The 18,507-nt window shown below is 68.0% G+C and carries 24 protein-coding genes and 1 tRNA gene; 12 read left to right on the top strand and 13 right to left on the bottom strand.

The window, feature by feature from the left end; genetic code table 11:
• Positions 1–72: 72 nt before the first annotated feature.
• Positions 73–1,257 (bottom strand): cytochrome P450, encoded by a 1,185-nt coding sequence (locus SREC43747_RS0106960; RefSeq protein WP_029720432.1) that lies wholly within the window; start codon positions 1,255–1,257, stop codon positions 73–75.
• A 39-nt stretch (positions 1,258–1,296) separates the two neighbouring features.
• Positions 1,297–1,986 carry a TetR/AcrR family transcriptional regulator gene (locus SREC43747_RS0106955; protein WP_051387797.1) on the bottom strand — a complete coding sequence of 230 codons (690 nt, stop codon included), beginning with the start codon at positions 1,984–1,986 and terminating at the stop codon, positions 1,297–1,299.
• A gap of 245 nt (positions 1,987–2,231) precedes the next feature.
• On the opposite strand from SREC43747_RS0106955, the gene SREC43747_RS20200 reads away from it, so the two are divergent.
• Positions 2,232–3,329 (top strand): pentapeptide repeat-containing protein, encoded by a 1,098-nt coding sequence (locus tag SREC43747_RS20200; protein WP_152528342.1) that lies wholly within the window; start codon positions 2,232–2,234, stop codon positions 3,327–3,329.
• 734 nt (positions 3,330–4,063) lie between these two features.
• Here the strand turns inward: SREC43747_RS20200 and SREC43747_RS20515 are convergent.
• The gene (locus tag SREC43747_RS20515) at positions 4,064–4,288 is read right to left on the bottom strand and encodes a hypothetical protein (RefSeq protein ID WP_236623065.1); all 225 of its coding nucleotides are present in this window, start codon (positions 4,286–4,288) and stop codon (positions 4,064–4,066) included.
• A gap of 271 nt (positions 4,289–4,559) precedes the next feature.
• Between SREC43747_RS20515 and SREC43747_RS0106930 the strand changes: the two genes are divergently transcribed.
• Positions 4,560–5,648 (top strand): helix-turn-helix domain-containing protein, encoded by a 1,089-nt coding sequence (locus SREC43747_RS0106930; protein WP_081722452.1) that lies wholly within the window; start codon positions 4,560–4,562, stop codon positions 5,646–5,648.
• A 137-nt stretch (positions 5,649–5,785) separates the two neighbouring features.
• Here the strand turns inward: SREC43747_RS0106930 and SREC43747_RS0106925 are convergent, their stop codons facing one another.
• Positions 5,786–6,544 carry a GIDE domain-containing protein gene (locus SREC43747_RS0106925; RefSeq protein ID WP_029720426.1) on the bottom strand — a complete coding sequence of 253 codons (759 nt, stop codon included), beginning with the start codon at positions 6,542–6,544 and terminating at the stop codon, positions 5,786–5,788.
• 203 nt (positions 6,545–6,747) lie between these two features.
• On the opposite strand from SREC43747_RS0106925, the gene SREC43747_RS21670 reads away from it, so the two are divergent.
• On the top strand, positions 6,748–6,972 hold the full coding sequence (locus SREC43747_RS21670; RefSeq protein WP_152528341.1) for a hypothetical protein: 225 nt from the start codon (positions 6,748–6,750) through the stop codon (positions 6,970–6,972).
• Positions 6,973–6,976: 4 nt separating this feature from the next.
• On the opposite strand, the gene SREC43747_RS20970 is transcribed toward SREC43747_RS21670, so the two are convergent.
• The 4 genes from SREC43747_RS20970 to SREC43747_RS0106905 form a co-directional block, all read right to left on the bottom strand.
• A complete protein-coding gene (locus SREC43747_RS20970; protein ID WP_152528340.1) occupies positions 6,977–7,240 on the bottom strand; it encodes a hypothetical protein in 264 nt (87 codons plus the stop codon).
• Positions 7,210–7,374, bottom strand: coding sequence for a hypothetical protein (locus SREC43747_RS21275; protein WP_160173038.1), 165 nt, complete (start codon positions 7,372–7,374; stop codon positions 7,210–7,212). Before SREC43747_RS21275 ends, SREC43747_RS20970 begins: the two co-directional genes overlap by 31 nt.
• Before the next feature lie 242 nt (positions 7,375–7,616).
• Positions 7,617–7,844 carry a hypothetical protein gene (locus SREC43747_RS0106910; RefSeq protein ID WP_029720422.1) on the bottom strand — a complete coding sequence of 76 codons (228 nt, stop codon included), beginning with the start codon at positions 7,842–7,844 and terminating at the stop codon, positions 7,617–7,619.
• A 271-nt stretch (positions 7,845–8,115) separates the two neighbouring features.
• Positions 8,116–8,325, bottom strand: coding sequence for a hypothetical protein (locus SREC43747_RS0106905; protein WP_029720421.1), 210 nt, complete (start codon positions 8,323–8,325; stop codon positions 8,116–8,118).
• A 493-nt stretch (positions 8,326–8,818) separates the two neighbouring features.
• On the opposite strand from SREC43747_RS0106905, the gene SREC43747_RS0106900 reads away from it, so the two are divergent.
• The 4 genes from SREC43747_RS0106900 to SREC43747_RS0106885 all read left to right on the top strand — a co-directional run bounded on the left by SREC43747_RS0106900 (position 8,819) and on the right by SREC43747_RS0106885 (position 11,510).
• Positions 8,819–9,052 carry a hypothetical protein gene (locus tag SREC43747_RS0106900; protein WP_051387785.1) on the top strand — a complete coding sequence of 78 codons (234 nt, stop codon included), beginning with the start codon at positions 8,819–8,821 and terminating at the stop codon, positions 9,050–9,052.
• Positions 9,053–9,748: 696 nt separating this feature from the next.
• A complete protein-coding gene (locus tag SREC43747_RS0106895) occupies positions 9,749–10,060 on the top strand; it encodes a hypothetical protein (RefSeq protein WP_029720419.1) in 312 nt (103 codons plus the stop codon).
• Positions 10,061–10,193: 133 nt separating this feature from the next.
• A complete protein-coding gene (locus tag SREC43747_RS0106890) occupies positions 10,194–10,523 on the top strand; it encodes a hypothetical protein (RefSeq protein ID WP_029720418.1) in 330 nt (109 codons plus the stop codon).
• 204 nt (positions 10,524–10,727) lie between these two features.
• On the top strand, positions 10,728–11,510 hold the full coding sequence (locus tag SREC43747_RS0106885) for an SDR family NAD(P)-dependent oxidoreductase (protein ID WP_029720417.1): 783 nt from the start codon (positions 10,728–10,730) through the stop codon (positions 11,508–11,510).
• Positions 11,511–11,567: 57 nt separating this feature from the next.
• On the opposite strand, the gene SREC43747_RS0106880 is transcribed toward SREC43747_RS0106885, so the two are convergent.
• Both SREC43747_RS0106880 and SREC43747_RS0106875 read right to left on the bottom strand, forming a co-directional pair.
• On the bottom strand, positions 11,568–11,855 hold the full coding sequence (locus tag SREC43747_RS0106880) for a hypothetical protein (RefSeq protein ID WP_029720416.1): 288 nt from the start codon (positions 11,853–11,855) through the stop codon (positions 11,568–11,570).
• Positions 11,856–12,721: 866 nt separating this feature from the next.
• A complete protein-coding gene (locus tag SREC43747_RS0106875; RefSeq protein WP_029720415.1) occupies positions 12,722–13,690 on the bottom strand; it encodes a prephenate dehydrogenase in 969 nt (322 codons plus the stop codon).
• A 122-nt stretch (positions 13,691–13,812) separates the two neighbouring features.
• Between SREC43747_RS0106875 and SREC43747_RS0106870 the strand changes: the two genes are divergently transcribed.
• From SREC43747_RS0106870 to SREC43747_RS0106850, 5 genes are all read left to right on the top strand, one after another.
• On the top strand, positions 13,813–14,301 hold the full coding sequence (locus tag SREC43747_RS0106870; protein WP_029720414.1) for a tRNA adenosine deaminase-associated protein: 489 nt from the start codon (positions 13,813–13,815) through the stop codon (positions 14,299–14,301).
• Positions 14,298–14,768 (top strand): nucleoside deaminase, encoded by a 471-nt coding sequence (locus SREC43747_RS0106865; RefSeq protein ID WP_269077858.1) that lies wholly within the window; start codon positions 14,298–14,300, stop codon positions 14,766–14,768. The genes SREC43747_RS0106870 and SREC43747_RS0106865 overlap by 4 nt, the downstream gene beginning before the upstream one ends.
• A 75-nt stretch (positions 14,769–14,843) precedes the next feature.
• Positions 14,844–15,053 (top strand): CsbD family protein, encoded by a 210-nt coding sequence (locus tag SREC43747_RS0106860; protein WP_029720412.1) that lies wholly within the window; start codon positions 14,844–14,846, stop codon positions 15,051–15,053.
• Positions 15,054–15,186: 133 nt separating this feature from the next.
• Entirely contained in the window at positions 15,187–15,744 is a 558-nt protein-coding gene (locus tag SREC43747_RS0106855; RefSeq protein ID WP_236623064.1) for an RNA polymerase sigma factor, read from the top strand.
• Positions 15,745–15,789: 45 nt separating this feature from the next.
• Positions 15,790–15,875: transfer RNA gene (locus SREC43747_RS0106850), tRNA-Ser, on the top strand.
• 88 nt (positions 15,876–15,963) lie between these two features.
• On the opposite strand, the gene SREC43747_RS0106845 is transcribed toward SREC43747_RS0106850, so the two are convergent.
• The 3 genes from SREC43747_RS0106845 to SREC43747_RS0106835 form a co-directional block, all read right to left on the bottom strand.
• Positions 15,964–17,352 (bottom strand): FAD-binding oxidoreductase, encoded by a 1,389-nt coding sequence (locus SREC43747_RS0106845; protein WP_029720410.1) that lies wholly within the window; start codon positions 17,350–17,352, stop codon positions 15,964–15,966.
• A gap of 145 nt (positions 17,353–17,497) precedes the next feature.
• Positions 17,498–17,764: an SH3 domain-containing protein gene (locus SREC43747_RS0106840; protein WP_029720409.1), complete on the bottom strand. Its 267-nt coding sequence runs from the start codon at positions 17,762–17,764 to the stop codon at positions 17,498–17,500.
• A 253-nt stretch (positions 17,765–18,017) separates the two neighbouring features.
• A partial coding sequence (locus SREC43747_RS0106835; RefSeq protein ID WP_029720408.1) for an SAM-dependent methyltransferase occupies positions 18,018–18,507 on the bottom strand: 490 nt, incomplete at its 5' end.

The following is an 18,507-nucleotide window of genomic DNA, read 5'->3' as shown; positions in this document are numbered from 1 at the left end:
GGTGGACACGCGAGGCCGTGCGCACGGATCGGGGCCAGCAGACCCGAGGTCCGCTGGCCCCGGTGGGCCGCTTCAGAGCAGCAGCGGGAGTTCGCGCACCCCGGTCATGGTCGGGGTGGGCATGAACTTCGGCGGCGCGCCCGGATCGGTCCGCAGGTTCGGGAACCGGTCCAGCAGGATGTTCAGGGCCACGCGGCCTTCCAGTCGCGCCAGCGGGGCGCCGAGGCAGAAGTGGATGCCCCGGCCGAAAGCGATGTGCGGGTTCGGTTTGCGGGTGATGTCGAAGATGTCCGGGTTCTGGAACTGCCGGGGATCGCGGTTGCCCGCCGCCACCCACACCAGCAGGAGCTGGTCGGCGGGGATGACGCGACCGCCCACTTCGGACTCCTTCCAGGTGGCCCGGGACACGGTGGCGAAGGGGCTCAGGAAGCGCAGCGATTCCTCGATGGCCTGGGGAACCAGGGACCGGTCCGCGCGCACCGCCGCTAACTGATCGGGGTGCGCGTCCAGGCACAGCACCGTGTTGCCCAGCAGCATCGTGGTGGTGATGTGCCCGGCGATGAGCAGCACCATCGCGAAGTTGACCACTTGGTCGTCGGTGAGCCGCTCTCCGTCCACTTCGGCCTCGACCAGCTTGGTCAGCAGGTCCTGCCGGGGCTGCTGCCGCCGCTCCTGGACGTGTTCCAGCAGGTAGTCGCGCAGGTGCTGGACCTGCTCCATCGCCCGCGCGATGTAGTCCTCCTGCTCCTCCGTGCGCTCCTTCAGCGAGAAGCCGCTGGAGGTGTCGAACATCGCGTCCACCCACTGCTTGAACAAATCCCGGTCGCTGCTCGGCACGCCCAGCAGCTCGGCGATCACGGTGACCGGCAGCGGGTAGGCGAGGTCCGCGACCAGCTCGGTCCGGTCGGTGACCGCGTCGAGCAGTTCGTGGGTCAGCTCGGCGATGCGCGGTTCGAGATCGGCGACGACCTTGGGCGTGAAGGCGTGGCTGACCAGCTTGCGGAGCTTGTTGTGCTCCGGCGGGTCCATCTGCACCAGGTTGCCCTCGGAGAGGACCTGCGGTGCCATGTCCGGGACCAGGCGCTGGGTGGCGGAGGAGAAGGTGGCGTGGTCGCTGAGGACCTGGACGATCTCGGGGTAGCCGTAGACGTTCCAGATCCCGCTCTTCTCGTCGTACTGCACGGGTTCGTCCGGGCGGATCCCGCGCAGCCAGAATTGAGCCTCGTTGATTCCCCAGGTGTCGGCGAGGGTTGTCATGTGCCGTCCCTTCCTCGTGGTGGTGGTGGAGCGGTGGGATCAGCCCCGCTCGTTCTCCGGGGCGGAGTAGATCCGCTCCCGGAAGACCGCGTTGAGCTCGTCGAACAGGTCCGCGATCTCGTTCGCCGCTGCGGTCAGCGATTCCGGATCGGGCTCGCCCTCCGGTTCGAAGGCGTGCCGGATGGTGTAGGCCAGGACGTCCGCCACCGACTCGTCGTCCAGCTGCGGCGTGCCGGCGTCGAGGGAATCGAGGGTGAAGAAGCCGAGGCTGGCCGCGTTGAGCGCGTACTCCAGGTGCGGGATGTCGTCGCGCACCAGGCCGTGCTCGGTGATCAGCGCGACGTACCGCTCGTGGATCTCCTGCTCCTTGGCGCGCACCGGCGAGTGCGCGAGGTTGCCGAGCAGTTCCGCGTCCGCGGTGACCGCCGCGCGCAGCAGCGGGTTGCGCTGGATGATGAAGAACGCGGTGCGCAGGTAGCGGTGCGGCTGGATCTCGCGCGGGTCCTGCCGCAGGCGCTCGGCCACCTCGGTGAGCATGCTCGTCGACGCGCGCAGCATGAGCGCTTCGAACAGCTCGGCCTTGGTGCGCCAGTGCAGGTAGACGGTGCCCTTGCCGACGCCCGCCCGGCGGGCGATGTCCTCGATCGTCACCTTGCGGTAGCCCAACCGGAGCATGAGCTCACCGGCTGCGTCGAGGATGCGGTCGGCTCGGTCGATGGGCTGCGGCACGGACACCTCCTGACTCTGTGACCAGATTTGAAATCTGGTCAAACGGTCACGGCAGACGGTAGACCTCCACTAACGCGGACGCAAGACCTCCGAAGGGGGCACGGGGGCGCTGCGAGCCGACCTTCACGTCGAAGCGGACTCGCGGTGGTGCGTGGGAGCCGCAGGGTGCCGAGGGCGGTGCTCCGCGCGGCGGAACCTCTCCGGATTCCGCTGTCGCGGTGATGGCGGTGGCATAGGAAGTGATCATGGGGTTGTTCCGCCGTTCGACTGGTGCGCCGCCGCCTGTGCGCATGCCGCTCGGGCTCAACGTCCTCCTGGTGCTCAGCGCGGCAGGGGGCTTCGCCGTCGTCTTCGGCTTGCTGCTGTGGTTGGGGCTCGGCCGGCCGAGCCTGCCCACGAGCGAGCAGTGGACGGTCAAGGACAGCTTCGACTTCGTCAAGATCGTGCTCGCCGTCGTCGGCGGCATCGGCGGTGTGGTGGCGCTAGTCGTGTCCTACCGCAAGCAGCGGCTCGGGGAGGCCGCTGAGGAGCGGGAAGATGCCCAGCTCTTCAACGAGACCTTCAACCAAGCTGCTGAGCAGCTCGGTTCGGCGGAGGCGCCGGTGCGGTTGGCCGGTATGTACACCTTGGAGCGGTTGGGGCAGAACACGCCTGAGCAGCAGCAAACCATCGCCAACGTGCTGTGCGCGTACCTGCGGATGCCCTACACCCCGCCCGTGGACGATCCTGCTGAAGAAGACCGGGAGGAGAACGAGCGGCGCAAGCAGGAACGCGAAGTCCGGCTGACCGCCCAGCGCATCTTGGCCAACAACCTCAGGCCCAAGAAGGGACAGGAGGATCGGCACTGGAAGGACATTCACCTCGATCTCACCGGTGCCACTCTGCTGGACTTCGACTTCAGCAGTTGCCAAGTTGACACCGCCCTCTTCAACGGGGCGCAGTTCAGCGGAGACGCTTTGTTCAATGAGGCGCTGTTTGGCGGCAATGCTCGGTTTGACAAGGCGCGGTTTGGTGGAAATACCTGGTTCGGTGAGGCGCGGTTCAACGGGGACGCCTGGTTTGGTGAGGCGCGGTTCAACGGGGGCGCCTGGTTTGGTGGGGTGCGGTTTAACGGAGACGTTTCGTTCGTCAGAAGTCAGGTGCGGATCGATGTTTCCGAGGATGTACTGAGCAAGCGAGTATGGCCTCGGGGCTATGTCGTCGAAGAGCTCTTGAGCGCGGAAGAAGAGCGGTTGGTGGAAGAAGAGTGGGTGTCTGACCGTGAAGGGGCATGGGGTTATTTGACACCCGTTGAGAGTGAAGAGAGTGACGATTTCGTGATTGACAGCCGCGAAGAACGGTGAGAAGAGCAGGAACTTCCGCGGTCCGTGGAACAACCAGGTTTGCGGTTTTGAATTCCTGCGGACGCGCCGGAGTTCCAGGGCGCATGGCCCGGACTTTGCTTGTCGGGTTGATTGCCGGCTGTTGCCCGTGGGTGTCTGGCTTCAGCGCCTTGTGCGCTGTCATTCCTCCTGGCGCCCTCAGGCGGCAAATTGTCCGGCCGCATCGTTGAGGGCTGCCCGTGGGTTGTGGTTCGCAAATGACCGCGCGCAGCTGATGATCACCATAGCCGTGAAGTCATTGCTAATGCGGAAAACGCGAACATAAGTCCACATTGGGCAAATGAGGATTATCGCGACGACTCCGCGGTCTCGGTCGAGGCCCTGCACCAGGTGATCAACCAGGTGTTGGACGGCCTGCGGGAACGCGCGCCCGCCACCATCCACCTGGACGAGGACTTCTTCTGAGTCCATCCCGCCGGACGCGGCTCACGACGCCCACGAGCAGCGGGAGTCGGAGCAGACGACGATTGGGCAGCTCTCCGGATCGTGGGGCAACCTCGTCCGGCTGCGCGAGAGCGGAGACGCCATCCTGCCCTGCGCGCTGGTGCGGATGCTGATCTCCTCGAAGCCCTGGGGCACCAAGTGAATTGACCCCAACACCTCGAGGGCTTTTCGCCGCAAAACCCTCCGGGCCACCGGGGGGGGGCGACGAACTCGAGGCGGCCCGCGGCTTCCGCGGTGGAGTTGTTGCGCGCTCACCACCGGCGCTGCGGCTTGTTCGTCGATGCTTCGCCTTCTTCGGCGAGGTTCTTCCAGCACGTCATGCAGGTGGGGTACAGGATCCAGTCCATCTCGTCCGGCCTGGTGATCGACACGTGCTGGCCGCACACGGTGATGTCCTGCTTCCTCCCGTCCCAGTGGCGCCCGTAGAAGGCGTGTCTCGCTCCTCTTCCTTCGGCGATCGGCATCCAGTAATGCACTTTTCCCCCAGTGAAACGCTTCCAACCGCTGTATCGGTGTCGTTCCGGGCGTCTGTTGCGCGCACCGCGGTCATTCGCCCGTGCTGCACCCGATTGGAGCAGGCGTTTCGGCTGCCGTTGACGGATTCGCCCAGCGGCGGGAAGCCCCGCACGACGGGGTGATCCCGTGGCCGGGCATTGATCCGGATGGTTGCTCCCAGTAGCTTCTCCGTCTCACATAGTGATCGCTAGACTTCGGCCGTTCACAGGTGTTCACAGCTGGGGGCCGCTGATGACATCCGGGGCAGACCTGCGGGCCGCGCGGGAAGGTGCCGGGCTGAGCCTCGCCCAAATGGCGCGGCGCACCCACTTCACCCGGTCGTACCTGAGCATGATCGAAACCGGCAAGCGCCCGGTCAGCGATGAAGTCGTGGCCGTCTACGAGCGGGTGCTCGGGGTTCCCCTGTCCGCCCCGGGCGACCCGGTGCGGGTGGCGCACGAGTGGCTGCTCGCGGACTCACCCGCCGCGGTGCACACCCGCGCCGGCAGGCAGATCGGCACGTCGCTGGTGGAAGAGCTGGGGCGGCGCGCTGTCGAGCTGCGCCGCCTCGACGACGTGGTCAGCAGCAGCGTGCTGCTACCGGTGGTGGCGGCGGAGCTGCGGCGGGCCGAGGAGCTCGTGCGGGACGCCCGCTTCTCCGAACCCGTCGGGCGGCAGCTGTGCGCGGTGCTCGGCGAGCTGGCCCAGCTCGCCGGCTGGGTCGCCGGGGACACCGGGCGTCTCGCCGAGGCGCAGCGGTACTACCTGAGGGGGGTGGAGGCCGCGCAAGCAGCCGGGGACCGGGTGCTCGGGGCCCAGCTGATCTCCACGCTCAGCTACCAGTTGGCCAACACCGGGAAAGTCGAGGACGCGGTGCTGTTGGCGCGCACAGCCGTTCGCGGGGCCGATGGAGCCACCCCGGTGGTGCGGGCTCTCCTGCTGGAGCGGGTGGCGTGGGCGTGCGCCAAAGCAGGTGACGCGGGTGGCGCGCTGCGGGCGTTGGACGCGGTGGACGACGCCTACGCGGACCGCGGGGTGGCGGAGCCGGAGTGGGTGTACTGGCTCGACCGGAACGAGATCGATGTGATGGCGGGCCGCTGCCTCGTCGAACTCGGGCGGCCCGGTGAGGCGATCCCCCTGCTGTCGCGGGCCCTCGAGAACTACCCGGAGGAGCGCTCCCGGGAAGTGGCGCTCTACCTGACCTGGTTGGCCGAATCCTGCGCGCGGCTGGGGGAGCTGGACGCGGCCGAGGAGATCCTCGAGCGGGCCGGGGAACACGCGGCCCGCATGCCGTCGGCCCGGGTCGACGTGCGGTTGGAGGAGCTGCGGAAACTGCTGTGACCCGGTGCGGAGTTCCGCGCCGCGCAATCTTTGACCACAATGGACGATCGTTTTCCGCTGCACCCGGAATAGTCCACAGTGGAAAACAAGGGTGCCGCAGCGGGCCGGGAACTCCTCCGGAGCAGCTGCCGCCGGTTTCAGAGCACGACACCCGCGGCGATCAGCGCGACCCCCACCGCCACGAGCACCACGAAGCAGCCGATGCTGGCCCTCCGCTCCCCGGCCCGCTTCTCCTGCAGGTCCTCCCGGGTGCCGATGGCGACCAGGAACTTGCTGCCGTCCGACGGTTTCCCGATGACCAGGGCCCCGTCGCGGCCGCGGGCCTCGCCCAGGACGTGGACCCGCTGCCCGGGGTGCACGACCCATTCCCGGTACTCGTACCCGCACCGCTCCCCGTCGTGGGTGGCGGGGCGGGCCTGGATCCCGTAGGTGGCCGGCGGCTCGGTCTCCTCCTGCCGGTAGGCCAGCTCAGCGCCCTCCGGGCGGGAGTCGGCGAGCCCGTCCAGCTCGACGGTGATGCGGCCGTTGTGGTCGTCGCGGATGGTGATCCGGTCGGACGACGAGTGCTCGGCCACCAGCTCGGTGAACATGTTCTTGTAGGAGGGGCCGGGCACCTTCTTGAGGTACCTCTCGTGCACCTCGAACCGGTACCACGCGCACGGCACTTCGCTCAGGTGCGAGACCAGCGGGGACGGGGGCGGCTCCACCACCCCGGAAACCGCAGTGCGCTGGCGGAACGCGGCGTCACCGGTCGTCCTGCGCAGCGCGTCGAGCCTGGGCACCGGTGTCGTTCCCGTCCGCTGGAGGGCTTCCGCGTCCTTGCCGGCCTTCCGGGAGAACCCGAGCAGCACCGGCGAGCTCAGCAGGAGCAAACAACCGACGATGATCAGGAACATGCGCGTCTCCGTTCGCCGTTGTGCTGGCGGAACGGTCGGGTGATCCGTTCGGCGAAAGCCTACGGCGCGCGACCTCCCGGTTGAACCGGTGTTCGACCCAGCTGAACGATGAAACTTCCTTCATCGTGACTTCACGGTCGACTCACCAGTGGCGCCGAACGTGGTTCCAGATCAACAGACCACTGCGGATCTCGGAGGTTGCGGTGCGCACTTTCCAGGTGCTGGTGTTCCTCGCGGTTTTCGGCGGTGTCGTTTCGGCGCTGCTGGTGTGGTCGCACGACCACCCGCATCCCGTGGAATCCCTGTGGACCTTCAGCGACCTGCTGGCGGTGGTGCTGATGGGGGTGGCGTTCCGGGTGGCGAACCGGGTGGTGCAGGCCGAGGCGCTGGAGGAGCGGATGGCGCCGTTCTGGGCTGTGCGGGGCTGAGCGCTCACCGCGCGGCGGCCACCGCGTCGTGGCTGCGGATCCGCTGCAGCAGTGCGGAAACCACCCGCGAGCTGCGCTGCCCCCACCGGGTGCGGGCTCGGCGCAAGGCCGCGTAGCGGCGCAGCGCCGTCTCCGGCGGGCTGGCAGGTGGTGGAGCTGTGGCGTCTTGCCGGTGGCGCGGGAGCATCGCGTGCGCTGCACCGCCGAGCAGCACGGTCCGGCCGCGGTGCCAGCGGTTCAGCGGCCGCTGCCCGAACAGGCCCAGCACTGGTGCAGCTCGGTGGCGGTGACCGCGTGCTGCACCGCGGGGTGCCAGCACTGGAAGGCCCGGGCGATCTCGTCCGGTGCGGCGTCCCGGACCCGCGTCTTGTCCGTCCACCACCGCCAGGAAATCGATCGCACTGCCCTCACCGGTGGGGGTGGTGCAGCAGGTGCCCGCCGGGGTCGTCCAGAACTGGAGCGCACCGGGATCGGGCAGGTCGTGCAGCTGTTCGGTGAGAACCAGCCGCGGAATCCGCTGGTCCCGGAGCACTCGGTGGTGTCGCGGTCGGTCCGCCCGCTGGCACAGCGGAGGACCGTGGTCGGCGGGCTGGGCGGGTTGCGGAGGAGTTGCCGCGGTGCGGTTGTCGGCCGTGGTGCGTTGGTCAGCCCAGGCCTTTGCCGCCACCGGTGAGGTTGGCGAGCAGTTCGTGGCACCGCTGCGCGCGCCAGGCGTCCTGCTTCGCCACTTCTTCGAAGAATTCCCGGACTTCGGCGTGGTCGTGCGCGTCCTCGCGGTACTTGTCGTTGTTCTCGGCGCCTTGCAAGGCGTGGTACTGCACGCTCACCAGGTCGTAGACGATGTCGTCGGCCGGGGAGTGCTGGGTCGCCATGGTTCCTCCTCCGGATGCGTTCCGTTCAGCGCGGTGTTCCCGGCTGCATCCGGTGTCCCGGCCACGGGTGCTGCCGGGACACCGGCAGCGGAGGGAGCGCTCACGACCGACGGTAATCCGGGGTGTTCACCCCAGCGAGTGCGAGAATTGTTCGCCTTCGCTGCTGTGGGCGCGCTCGACCGCGGCAGATCCCAACACCGGCGCCGGACAGCGGCCTGGAACCGCTCCGGAGCCGGTGTTGCGCTGATGCCCCGGCGGAGAACGCAGTTCCCTATCGGGACCTCTGGGCGAGGCGTTCGGCGGTGACCTTCCACGGATCGCGGTGTTCGGCTCCGCCTTCGATCTCCGCCAGCGTCACCAGCAAGGCCTCCCAGGCCTCGCCGTCAGGAACACCTAGCTCGCTCATGCGCTGCCAGAACTGGGCTTCGTAGTCCTCGGAGGAAGAGGACTGCTGGGAGTGCTCGGATTCGGGGTTGCTCACGAGAAGAATGGTTCAGCAAAGCGCGGTGGAGCTCTAGCGCGACACGACGCCTCGCCAGGTGATTGCTCCGGGTGGGTGCGAGATGTGCGTCACATCGATCTGCTGTCGTGGCGCCCGAGCGGTCGCGAACGGCTCGTTCCCGCGGTGCGCGCTTCGAGGAGCGGTGCGGGGGCGCTCGATGCTCGTGAGGTCCCGCGGGCGGCGGAGCAGGTGGGCGCGCGAATTCTCGTTCGTCCTCAGGTCGAGTGCGCGGCCGCGAACGCCAGTTCGCCGCGGGAGTTCCGGTGCCGGCGAGGTGTGCGGTCGAGGTCGGCCGGGTAAGCCTGACCTGCCAGAGGCCAACAAGTGTCCTAAATAGATGAATGAAGCCGTGCGTTCGCCGCTTCCGGGGGAGCTGTCGGAGGAGCCGGCGATCGCGAAGTGCGCTCGGCGATACCGGTGGGTGGACGCTTGCTGGCCTGATTGGACACTTCGTTCAACTCGAGGAGCTGACATGACCAAGGAATTGGGCGTGCTACCCACCATCCGCAGTTGGGGAATCCCCTCCGACCACATGTTCATAGCTGGTTTCGCCTCCATCGGTCTGACCCTGATCTCCTGGATGACGTCGATCAACGCCGAGGACACACCGCGTGCCGACCGGTGGGGGATCTTCATCGGCGAATGGGCGCCCACCTTCTTCGCGCTGGGAGTCGCGCTCCGCATCGACGAGACCACCAAGAGATGAGGTGGTCGTGGGGTCGGGCGTCCGCGTTCGGGTGCGGCGGGCTGCGAGCGCGCGGCCCCCTTCGCCGGTGCTGCCCGTGCGGTCGGGCTCGTTGGGAAGGTCCAGGACTTGGAACTCGCGCCGCTCTCGCGGGGCGGTGCTCGCGAGCACGTCGGTCGGCCGCGGGTGACCAGCTGAGCTGTCAGCCGTCGTCCGTCGGGCCACCGACTTCCGCGCGATCTGAACTTCTTTTCGGTTTTTGCGTTGGTGGGCAGCTGAACCAGCCGCTGCTGTCCGCAGTGCACCGCTGCGAACGGGTGGCGCGCTGAACGCCGACGGGGGAGCACCGCGGCGACCTGGGGGCGGAGCATTTGCTTGGAAAATTCCGGTCAGCGCGTTCCGGCTGGTCGCGTGAAATGGAAACCGTTTTGTTCTGCGCTGTTCTCGCGAGCAAGTGGAATATTCAATGAGTCACGAACGCAAGCCAGACATCCTCTCCCGAGTTAGCGAGATCGGCACGCTGAGAACATCAAAATCACCGCAGAGTGGATAGTGGTGTCCACTTTGGTGGTACTGGAGTGGAGCCGATCAAGGCTGCGTGGGAGTGTTCTCGTTGCTGGCCGGTGAAGAGCTCGAACGAAATCGCTTCCGGGTCAGCACGGCATTCAAGTAATGGGAGAGATTGGGTGCACTATGCTCATTAAGCGCGTTCTTGGCGTGACCGCCGCTACCGCGGCTGCTGCTCTGGTCTTCGCCAGCCCGGCTGTCGCGATGGACAAGGGTGGCCACAAGCACAAGGACACGGACATCACGGCCTCCTTCGAGAGCACCGGCGGTGCCGGTGGGGCCGGCGGCGCGGCTGACGACGCCGACGCCGAGGCCAACTGCCTGATCCCGATCGGCGCCAGCGTGGGCGCGATCCTCGCCGGCAGCGGTGACGTCAGCCAGTGCCAGGCCGAGGCCGACAGCGAGGGTGGCAACGGCGGCGACGGCGGCGACGCCGAAACCGCTGTGGGCAACCGCGGCTGACGACCAGCCATTCGGCAATTCGAGCTCCTTCAGCGATCTCGGGGGAATGCCGGGCTCGGGATGACGGGTCCGGCATTCCACCCGTTCAGCAAGCGTGGGCAAGCAAACGGCATGAGGAGAGTATTGATTCGGCATGCGTATTAAGCGCGTTATCGGCGTCACCGCGGCTTCCGCTCTCGCGGCGCTGGCCTTCGCCAGCCCGGCTGTTGCGGCGGACAAGGGTGGCCACCACCACAAGAAGGACAAGGACGTCGATGTCACCTTCGAGAGCACCGGTGGTGACGGTGGTTCCGGCGGCGCGGCTGGGGACGCCGACGCCGAGGCCAACTGCCTGATCCCGATCGGCATCAGCCTGGGTCTGCTCGGCCAGGGCGGCGACGTCAACCAGTGCAACGCCGAGGCCGACAGCGAGGGCGGCGACGGCGGCGACGGTGGCGACGCTGCCACCGCCGTGGGCAACTGAAAGGGCTGAGCCCAGCGATTCAGCACTTCGTGCCTCTCTGGTGATTGCGGGATGAGTGCCGGCCCCTGCTCCGGGGCCGGCACTTTCTTGTTCCCGATGAATGCCGAGCACCCGATCGCGCGCCATCCGGTCGGAGTCTTGCCGTGCTGGGCTGAGCGGCACATGATCCGGCTACGTTCCAACAGCTGTGGCCGGAGGTTCCAAATGACGCAGCCGGGAAGTTCGTTCCGACTGGATGGCCGGAAAGCGGTGGTCGTGGGCGGTGCCAGCGGGCTCGGCCGGGCCGCGGCGGCCGGTCTGGCCGAGCACGGGGCCCATGTCGTCATCGCCGACGCGGACGCCTCCGGTGCGGAGAAGGCAGCCGACCGGATCGGTGGACCGGGGGCGGAAGCGACCTGGTGCGAACTGGACGTGCGATCGGCCGGCCAGGTCCAGCAGCTGGCCGCGGAGCACTCCGACGCCGCGGTGCTGGTGGTGACCCCGGGCATCAACGTGCGCAAACGGCTGCTGGACACCACCGACGAGGAATTCGATCGCGTCGTCGACGTCAACCTGCGAGGAACTTACCGGCTGCTCCGGGAGTTCGGCAGCTGCATGGCCGCGGCGGGACGGGGCAGCATCATCGCTTTCACCAGCTTCCGCGCGCAGATCGTCGAACCCGGGCAAGGCCTCTACGCCGCGACGAAGGCCGGGATCGTGCAGTTGTGCCGCGCACTGGCCGCGGAACTCGGGCCCGCCGGGGTGCGGGTGAACGCCATAGCTCCCGGGCCGTTCGAAACTCCTCTCACCGAGCAGATCAAGGCCGACCAGCGGTGGTACGACGCCTACGCGGAGGCGACCGCGTTGAAGCGCTGGGCGCGTCCGGAGGAGATCGCAGGCACCGTGGTGTACCTGGCGTCGGACGCCGCCTCCTACGTGACGGGAACCGTGCAGTTCGTCGAAGGCGGCTGGACCGCTGTGGACGGGCGCTACGATCCCGAGCTGTGAGCACGTGGGAAACCGGGCCCGCCGGCAGCGGCGGGCCCGGTTCGCGCTAGGAGCGTGTCACTTCTCGATGATGCCCGTGTTGATGGCCACCTGGTTGTAGTCCCAGTCCCACTTCCAGTCGAAGTTGACCTTGTTGTGGGACCAGGAGTCCTCGTGGACCTTCTTGTTCCCCTTGACCAGTTCGTTCTCGAACTCCGCCTCGATCTCCTTGTGGATCACCTTGTACGGGTCCTTGTGGTGGTGGTGGCCGTTCGGGGCCTCAGCAGCGGAGGCCAGGCCAGCACCGGCCAGGGCCAGCGGCAGGGTGACGGCACCAACGACGAAGGCACGAGACAACGAGCGCATTAGTTTTCCTTTCTGATTTCTGCGATCCTTGCCGGATCTTTTCCGATCCGGAAGATTGCGCGTCTATTTTTACCTCCGCCGCTTTCCCGGCGCGAGTTGAAACTCTTTTGTCACCGCAGTGGGTGTCCAATGGAGATCATTGTTTATTCCACCGGAATTCGACTGTCTACAGTGTCCACAAAAGGGTTAAGCAGCTGGTGGCGCGCTGATCGATCATTGCGGTTCGATGTTGCGCTGCCCGCGCGCACTTCCCCTCGTGGTGCGAGTTTTCCTGTGCTGCAAAGCGAATCCGCGAGCGCGGCGAGGCGAGGAGGGGTGGTGCGCGCGGCTGCTCCGGAAAGCGGGATTCCGGCGCCGGGTCGGAGTGTCGCCTTGTGATCTTGAGGAAGAATGGCTAACGGGGGAGATCGATTTTTTCAACCGCGAATTTCGGGTTAATTGCCGTTGATCGAATTCGAGATCCCGTCAGGGGAGTTCCAGCCAGAAATGCCCGAATTCTGAGAATGAGTCGGTCCAGCGAAAAGCACCGGTTGCGCTGCTGGCGGTTCTCCGACAATCCCACCGAACCCGGGAACTGCGAATGATCACCGGGCGAGGCACTGCCGTCCTGGGGAGAGGAAGGTTCCCTTCCTGCATCCCACGAACGTGTCGCTCGGGAGGCGAACCAGGTTTGGCCGAGGTAGTTTCCGGGTTACCAGGCGAGTACCTGGCCTGGTGGCCTGCGGCTCAGCAAAACACCACCGCCCGGCCCAGGCTGACGAGCAGCGGATCGTTCGAGGAAAAGGGAGTGCTGCCGTCAGTGGCCGGAGCGGAACATCGAGGGGTCGCCCCTGCTCTGGCTGGCGACCCCTCCTTCTCCTCCACCGCTACACCGGAACGACCACGGTGGCCGACTCCTCGTCCAGCGCGACCACCCGGGCCCCTTGATCACCCAGCTCCCGGAGCTGCAGCAGCGCACCGGCATCCGGGATGCGCACCACCTGCTCGGTCCGCTTGCCGGCGGCCATCGCGGCGTACGACTCCCGAGCCGAATACCCACTGTCGATGGTGCTCTTCAGGGAACCGGTGGAGGCCAGCGAACCCCGCGCCGCCCCGATCCGGCCCAGCGCGTCGTCCAACGCGTCCAACAAGGCCGCCCGGTTGCCCTCGGTCATGGCCCGCACCAGCTCCGGGGGACTGCCGGCCACTCGCGTGCTGTCGCGGAACGAACCGGCGGCCAGCGACATCGCCAGCGGGCCCCCGTCCGCCCCGGTGGCCGCCAGCACCGCGGCGAACACGTGCGGCAGGTGCGACACCCGGGCCACCGCGTCGTCGTGCGCGGCCGCCGAAGTGGGAACCACCTCGGCCCCGCAGTCCAGCGCCAACTGGCACGCCTCCCGCCACGCCACCAGCTCGGTCTCGTTCTCGATGGTGACCGCCCAAGCCGCCCCGTCGAACAGTTCTGCGGAGCCGGCCGCCCAACCCGACTCGGCCGTCCCGGCCATCGGATGACCACCCGCGAACCTGACCTGCGGCAGCCGACCGCGGATCTCCGCGTCCACCGGGGCCTTCACACTGGTCACATCGGTCAACAACACCTGCGGCGCGTGCTGCTTGACCTCCCGCAGCACCTCGTGCAGCGCCGGCAGCGGCACCGCCAACACCACCAGGGCGTCCTGCGAAGACGCCCGGCGCAGCGCCCGGTCGACGCTGAGCACTTCGAACCCGTCAGCTGCCGCGGCCTCGGCGTCCTGCGCCGAGGCCGTCGCTCCCCAGCACTGCCGCCCGGCCCGCGCCGCTGCCCGCAGCACGGAGCCACCTATCAGTCCCAATCCGATAACGCACACGGCACGCATTCGTCCATCCTGCCCGAGAACGCCGGCGCCCACATACCCGGTTGAGCGGCAATCCGTCCCCGGAGGGCTGCCGTGACCGCATAGTGCTTTCGGGTGGCATCAACACGCTCTACGGTGTTCTCATGACGGTCCAGGCGCCGGTACCAGGCTTCGCCGTGGCCGTGGTGCGCGAAGACGGCAAATGGCGCTGCAGCCTCATGGACAGCTCGGTGCTGGCCAGTCTCGACGAGGCCATCACAGCACTGCGCGAGTTGCGGTCCACCGGAGCCGTGTTCGGCATGTGCAATGTAGACGACGAGTTCTTCGTGCTGATCCGGCCCATCCCCGGTGGTGTGGACCTGTTGCTGTCGGACTCGGCGGCCGCACTGGACTACGACATCGCCGCCGATGTGCTGGACCTGCTGCGGGTCGACGCCCCGGACGAGGACGACGAGGAGATCTGGCCGGCCGGCGACCTGGCCATCCTGGAGGACCTCGGCCTCCCGGAAGGCGAAATGCTGGTGATCATCGAAGAGATCGACCTGTACCCGGACGAACAGCTGGAGATGATCGCCCAGCGCTGCGGGTTCGGTCCCCAGTTCGCCGGGATGCTGGAGAAAATCAACGGGTGATCACGCACAGCCGTCTCACCCGCGACACCGAACTCGTCCGCGTTGCGCTGCAGGAAGCCGTGGAGGCCGATCGGGACGTCCCCATCGGAGCCGTGGTCGCCGACGAGCGCGGCAGGATCCTCGCCAAGGCGCACAACCAGCGCGAAGAGCTCGGCGACCCCACCGCCCACGCCGAAATCCTCGCCCTGCGGCGGGCCGCCGCCGTGCACGGGGACGGCTGGCGGCTGACCGGTTGCACCCTCGCGGTCACCGTGGAGCCGTGCACGATGTGCGCGGGCGCGCTCGTGCTCGCCCGGGTGGCCCGGGTGGTGTTCGGGGTGTGGGAGCCCCGCACCGGCGCGGTCGGGTCCCTGTGGGACGTGGTGCGCGACCAGCGGAACAACCACCGCCCCGAAGTGGTCGGCGGGGTCCTGGCCGAGGAGTGCGCTGCCGTGCTCGAGGACTTCTTCACCCAGCACCGGGAGTGACCGGGCCGCGGCGGGTGTACCAGCTCCGGGCAGCGGGTAGGCGACGGGGAGAGCACCCGAGGAACGGAGCGATCGATGAGCGTGTTCGACAAGGCCAAGCAGCAAGCCCAGCAATGGGTGGGCAAGGCCAAGGAAGCCGCTGGCCAAGCTGCTGACAAGGACGAGATGAAGGACGCCGGCAAGCGGGACCAGTTCGAAGGCAAGGCCAAGGAGACCGGCCAGGACATCAAGGACCGGGCCGAGGGCAAGGCCGAGGACGTGCAGAACCGCTTCCGCGACCAGTAGCGCCGGTCCTCTCCCGATGCAGCGATCAAGATCACCGGGGTGGGCGCCTCGACCAGCGCCGGGCTTGAAGAGCTGTGACGATGAACTCCGCCTCACCGCCATGGGGTGGGGTTCTTCGTATTCGGGGAGGGTCGTGGAGCTGACCGATGCCGTGCTCGCGCAGCGGGTCGCCGCTGGTGACGCCAACGCCTTCGAACACCTGGTCCGCCGGTATTCGCGAGAGCTGCTCGGGTTGGCGGTGCGCATGCTGGAGGACCGCGCCGAAGCCGAGGACGTGGTGCAGGACGTGCTGCTGACCGCGTGGCAGCGGTCTGCGGAACTGTCCGATCCGGCCGCGCTGCGCGCCTGGCTGTTCCAGGTGGCGCGGCGGCGCTGCCTCATGGTGCTCCGGAGCCGCCGGAGTCGGCGCACCGAGCTGGTGGCGGTGCTGCCGGAACGCTCGACCACCCTGGGTGAGTCCCGTCACATCGACCCGCAGCGCGCTGCCGAGGCGGGAGCCGGGGTGCGAGCTCTGGGGCGAGCGCTGGCCGGGCTGCCGGCCCGGCAGCGGGACGTGTGGCTGCTCGCCGAAGTGGCGGGCTTGTCCAGCGACGAGATCAGTGTTCGCATCGGTGCAGGTGAGAGCGTTGTTCGCGGCCGGCTCTGCCGGGCCCGCACCAAGCTGGCGGGAGCCATGCGCAGCTGGCGGTGACCCCCCCTTGTTCGGCTTCGGGGTAAAACCGGTACCCTTGCGGGCGGTAGCGTGTCCGAGCGGCCGAAGGAGCGCGCCTCGAAAGCGCGTGAGGTTAACAGCCTCCGTGGGTTCAAATCCCACCGCTACCGCTGACGAAGCCGGTCCCCGCAGCAGCGGGGGCCGGCTTTTCGCACACCTGGGCGCGGTTTCCGCGGAGCCGTGGTGTTCCGCCCGCCCTCAGGGGTGGATGTTCTGGTTGAGGTGGAAGAGGTTGTCCGGGTCGTACCGCCGCTTGATCTGGACGAGCCGGTCGTAGTTGCCCCGGTAGTTCGCTCGGATGCGGTCCTGGTCGTCCCCGGCCATGAAGTTGATGTAGCCCCCTTCCGCGCTGTGCGGAGCGGTGGCGGCGTAGTAGTCGCGGACCCAAGCGGTGTTGGCCTCGTTGTCGGCCGGGTCCGGCCACATCCCGGCGATCACGGTCGCGAAGTTCGCATCCCGGTAGGCGAACGCCGTCTCGTCCGGCGCCACCCGGTGGCAGGCCCCGTTGATCGGGTAGATGTGCACGGTGGAGTTGACCGTCGGCACCTCCGGCCCGTACCGCAGGTGGGCGTCGATCATCTCGTCGGTCAGCTCGGTGACGAAGTTCGCCTTCCAGTAGTGCTGCAGACCCGGTGGGACCAGGGCGTCGAAAGCGCTGTTGAGCGCCGGGTACGGCATCGGCCCGAGGTGTTCGGCGACCACCGGGGCGATGTCGCGCAGCGGTTGCAGGGCCGCTGGCCCTTCTTCGAGCGGCCCGGCCCAGCAGGCGATGATCGCCACCATCGGGTCTCCGTGCCGGTCCTCCGGGATGAACGGCACGGGCGGGGCGATCTGGAAGGCGGGGAAAGCCCCCAATTGCTCGGGCGCGTCGGCGATGTGCTCGCGGTACGCCCGCAGCACGCGCTCCGCGTGCTCGAGCTCGAAGAACACCGGGCCGCCGTAGATCTGGTCGACCGGGCTGAGCCGGTACTCGAACGAGGTGACGGCCCCGAAGTTGCCGCCCCCGCCGCGCAGGGCCCAGAACAGGTCCGCGTTCTGCTCCTCGTCGGCGGTGACCAGCTGCCCGGAGGCGGTGACGACGTCCGCCGAGATCACGTTGTCGCAGGAGAGCCCCAGCCCTCGGGCCAGGTACCCGATGCCGCCGCCGAGCGTGAGCCCGCCGATCCCGGTGGTGGAGATGATGCCGCCGGTGGTCGCCAACCCGAACGCGTGCGTGGCCGCGTTGAAGTCGCCCCAGGTGGCCCCGCCTTCGGCGCGGGCGGTGCGCGCGGCCGGATCGACCCGGACGTGGTTCATCGGCGACAGGTCGGCGACCACACCGCCCTCGGTGGTGCCGAACCCGGGAACGCTGTGCCCGCCGCCGCGCACGGCCAGCTCCAGGCCGTTGTCCCGGGCGTGGTTCACCGCGGCGATGACGTCCCCGGCGGTTGCGCACCGCACGATGACCTTCGGGTGCCGGTCGAACATCGCGTTCTGGACTTTGCGGGCTTCGTCGTACCCCTCGTCCTGCTCGGTGAGCACCCGTCCCCAGGCTTGCTCCCGCAGCTCGCTGATCGTGGCTGCCGTTCTCGTGGCCGTGACTGCCATTGGTGCCACCCCGTTGTCGACGAGAAGTCGTACTCGGAAAAGATGCGCCGGACCGGCGGCCGCGCCCAGGGGAGTAAGACCTGGTTGCCGTCCCGGAACGCGGCCGAGCGCTCCCGGCTTCGCCGGGGTGGCTGCGGGAACTCGTTCAGACCCGTTCCAGGCAGGTCATGATGACGTAGCGGGTCTGGCCCCCGCGGTCGACCGGGTACCACTGGTCGCTGGGGCGGCTGTCGCAGTGGGCGCCGTAGGCGCCTCCTGACACGGAGAGGCCCGTGACCAGGACGCGGTCGTCGTACTGCAGCTGGCCCACGGAAGTCGCTCCCGCATCGGGGGCGGTGCGGATGTTCACGCCGTTGCCGCAGCAGCGGTACCAGGCGGGGAAGCCGTCCTCGGCGGTGCGCTCTTCGTCCACGGCGGTGCTCCTCTCGGTGGCCGGTGGTTGCCCGGACGCGGTCCCGCGCAGCGATCCGCGATGTGGTGCTGACCGGTCATCTTCCCTCGCTCAGCGCAGTGGTTCCCGGCTCTCGTTCCGCCCGTGGCACGAGGTGGTCGAAAGGAAGCAGGGGAACTTCCCCGCCGGGTTCGGCGGGGAAGTTCCCCTGCTGGCCCTCGTGGGGGCGTCGGCTTCCCGGTCCTCCCCGATCAGCGGAGGGGACCAGGGCGGTTCAGTTCTTGGTCGCGGTGATGAAGGAGGTCCGCTCCAGAATCGGGATGAGCTGGCCCTTGAGGGGGAATTCCCGGGAGCTGGCGAACTCCTCCGGGGACTCGGACTTGACCGTCCACTTGCGATCGGAAAGCCAATCGCTGCAGTCGACGTTCTCGCCTTCGTAGAAGAGGTCCTCTATGGACGACGGTGTGCCGGTCATCTTGGCCAGTTCGTCGACGTCGATGCCCAAGTCGGAGATGTCCAGGTTCGAGGGGTGGGCGAAGGCTTCCACGGCCAGGGCGCTGCCCGGGGCGGAGAGCTCGTCGATCGAGCTGAGCAGTTCTTCTTGGCTCTTCGTGGGCAGGTAGGGCAGCAGGCCTTCGGCGATCCACGCGGTCGGCAGTTGCGGGGAGAAGCCGTTCTCGACCAGGGCTTTCGGCCAGTCCTGCCGCAGGTCGATGCTGATCTGGGTGTGGTGTTCGGGGATCGGGGCGCCGGCGGCTCGCAGG

This window comes from Saccharopolyspora rectivirgula DSM 43747 (genome assembly GCF_000497205.1).
In the GTDB taxonomy this organism is placed as follows: Bacteria; Actinomycetota; Actinomycetes; order Mycobacteriales; family Pseudonocardiaceae; genus Saccharopolyspora; species Saccharopolyspora rectivirgula.
This window is presented reverse-complemented; position numbering and strand designations above follow the sequence as displayed.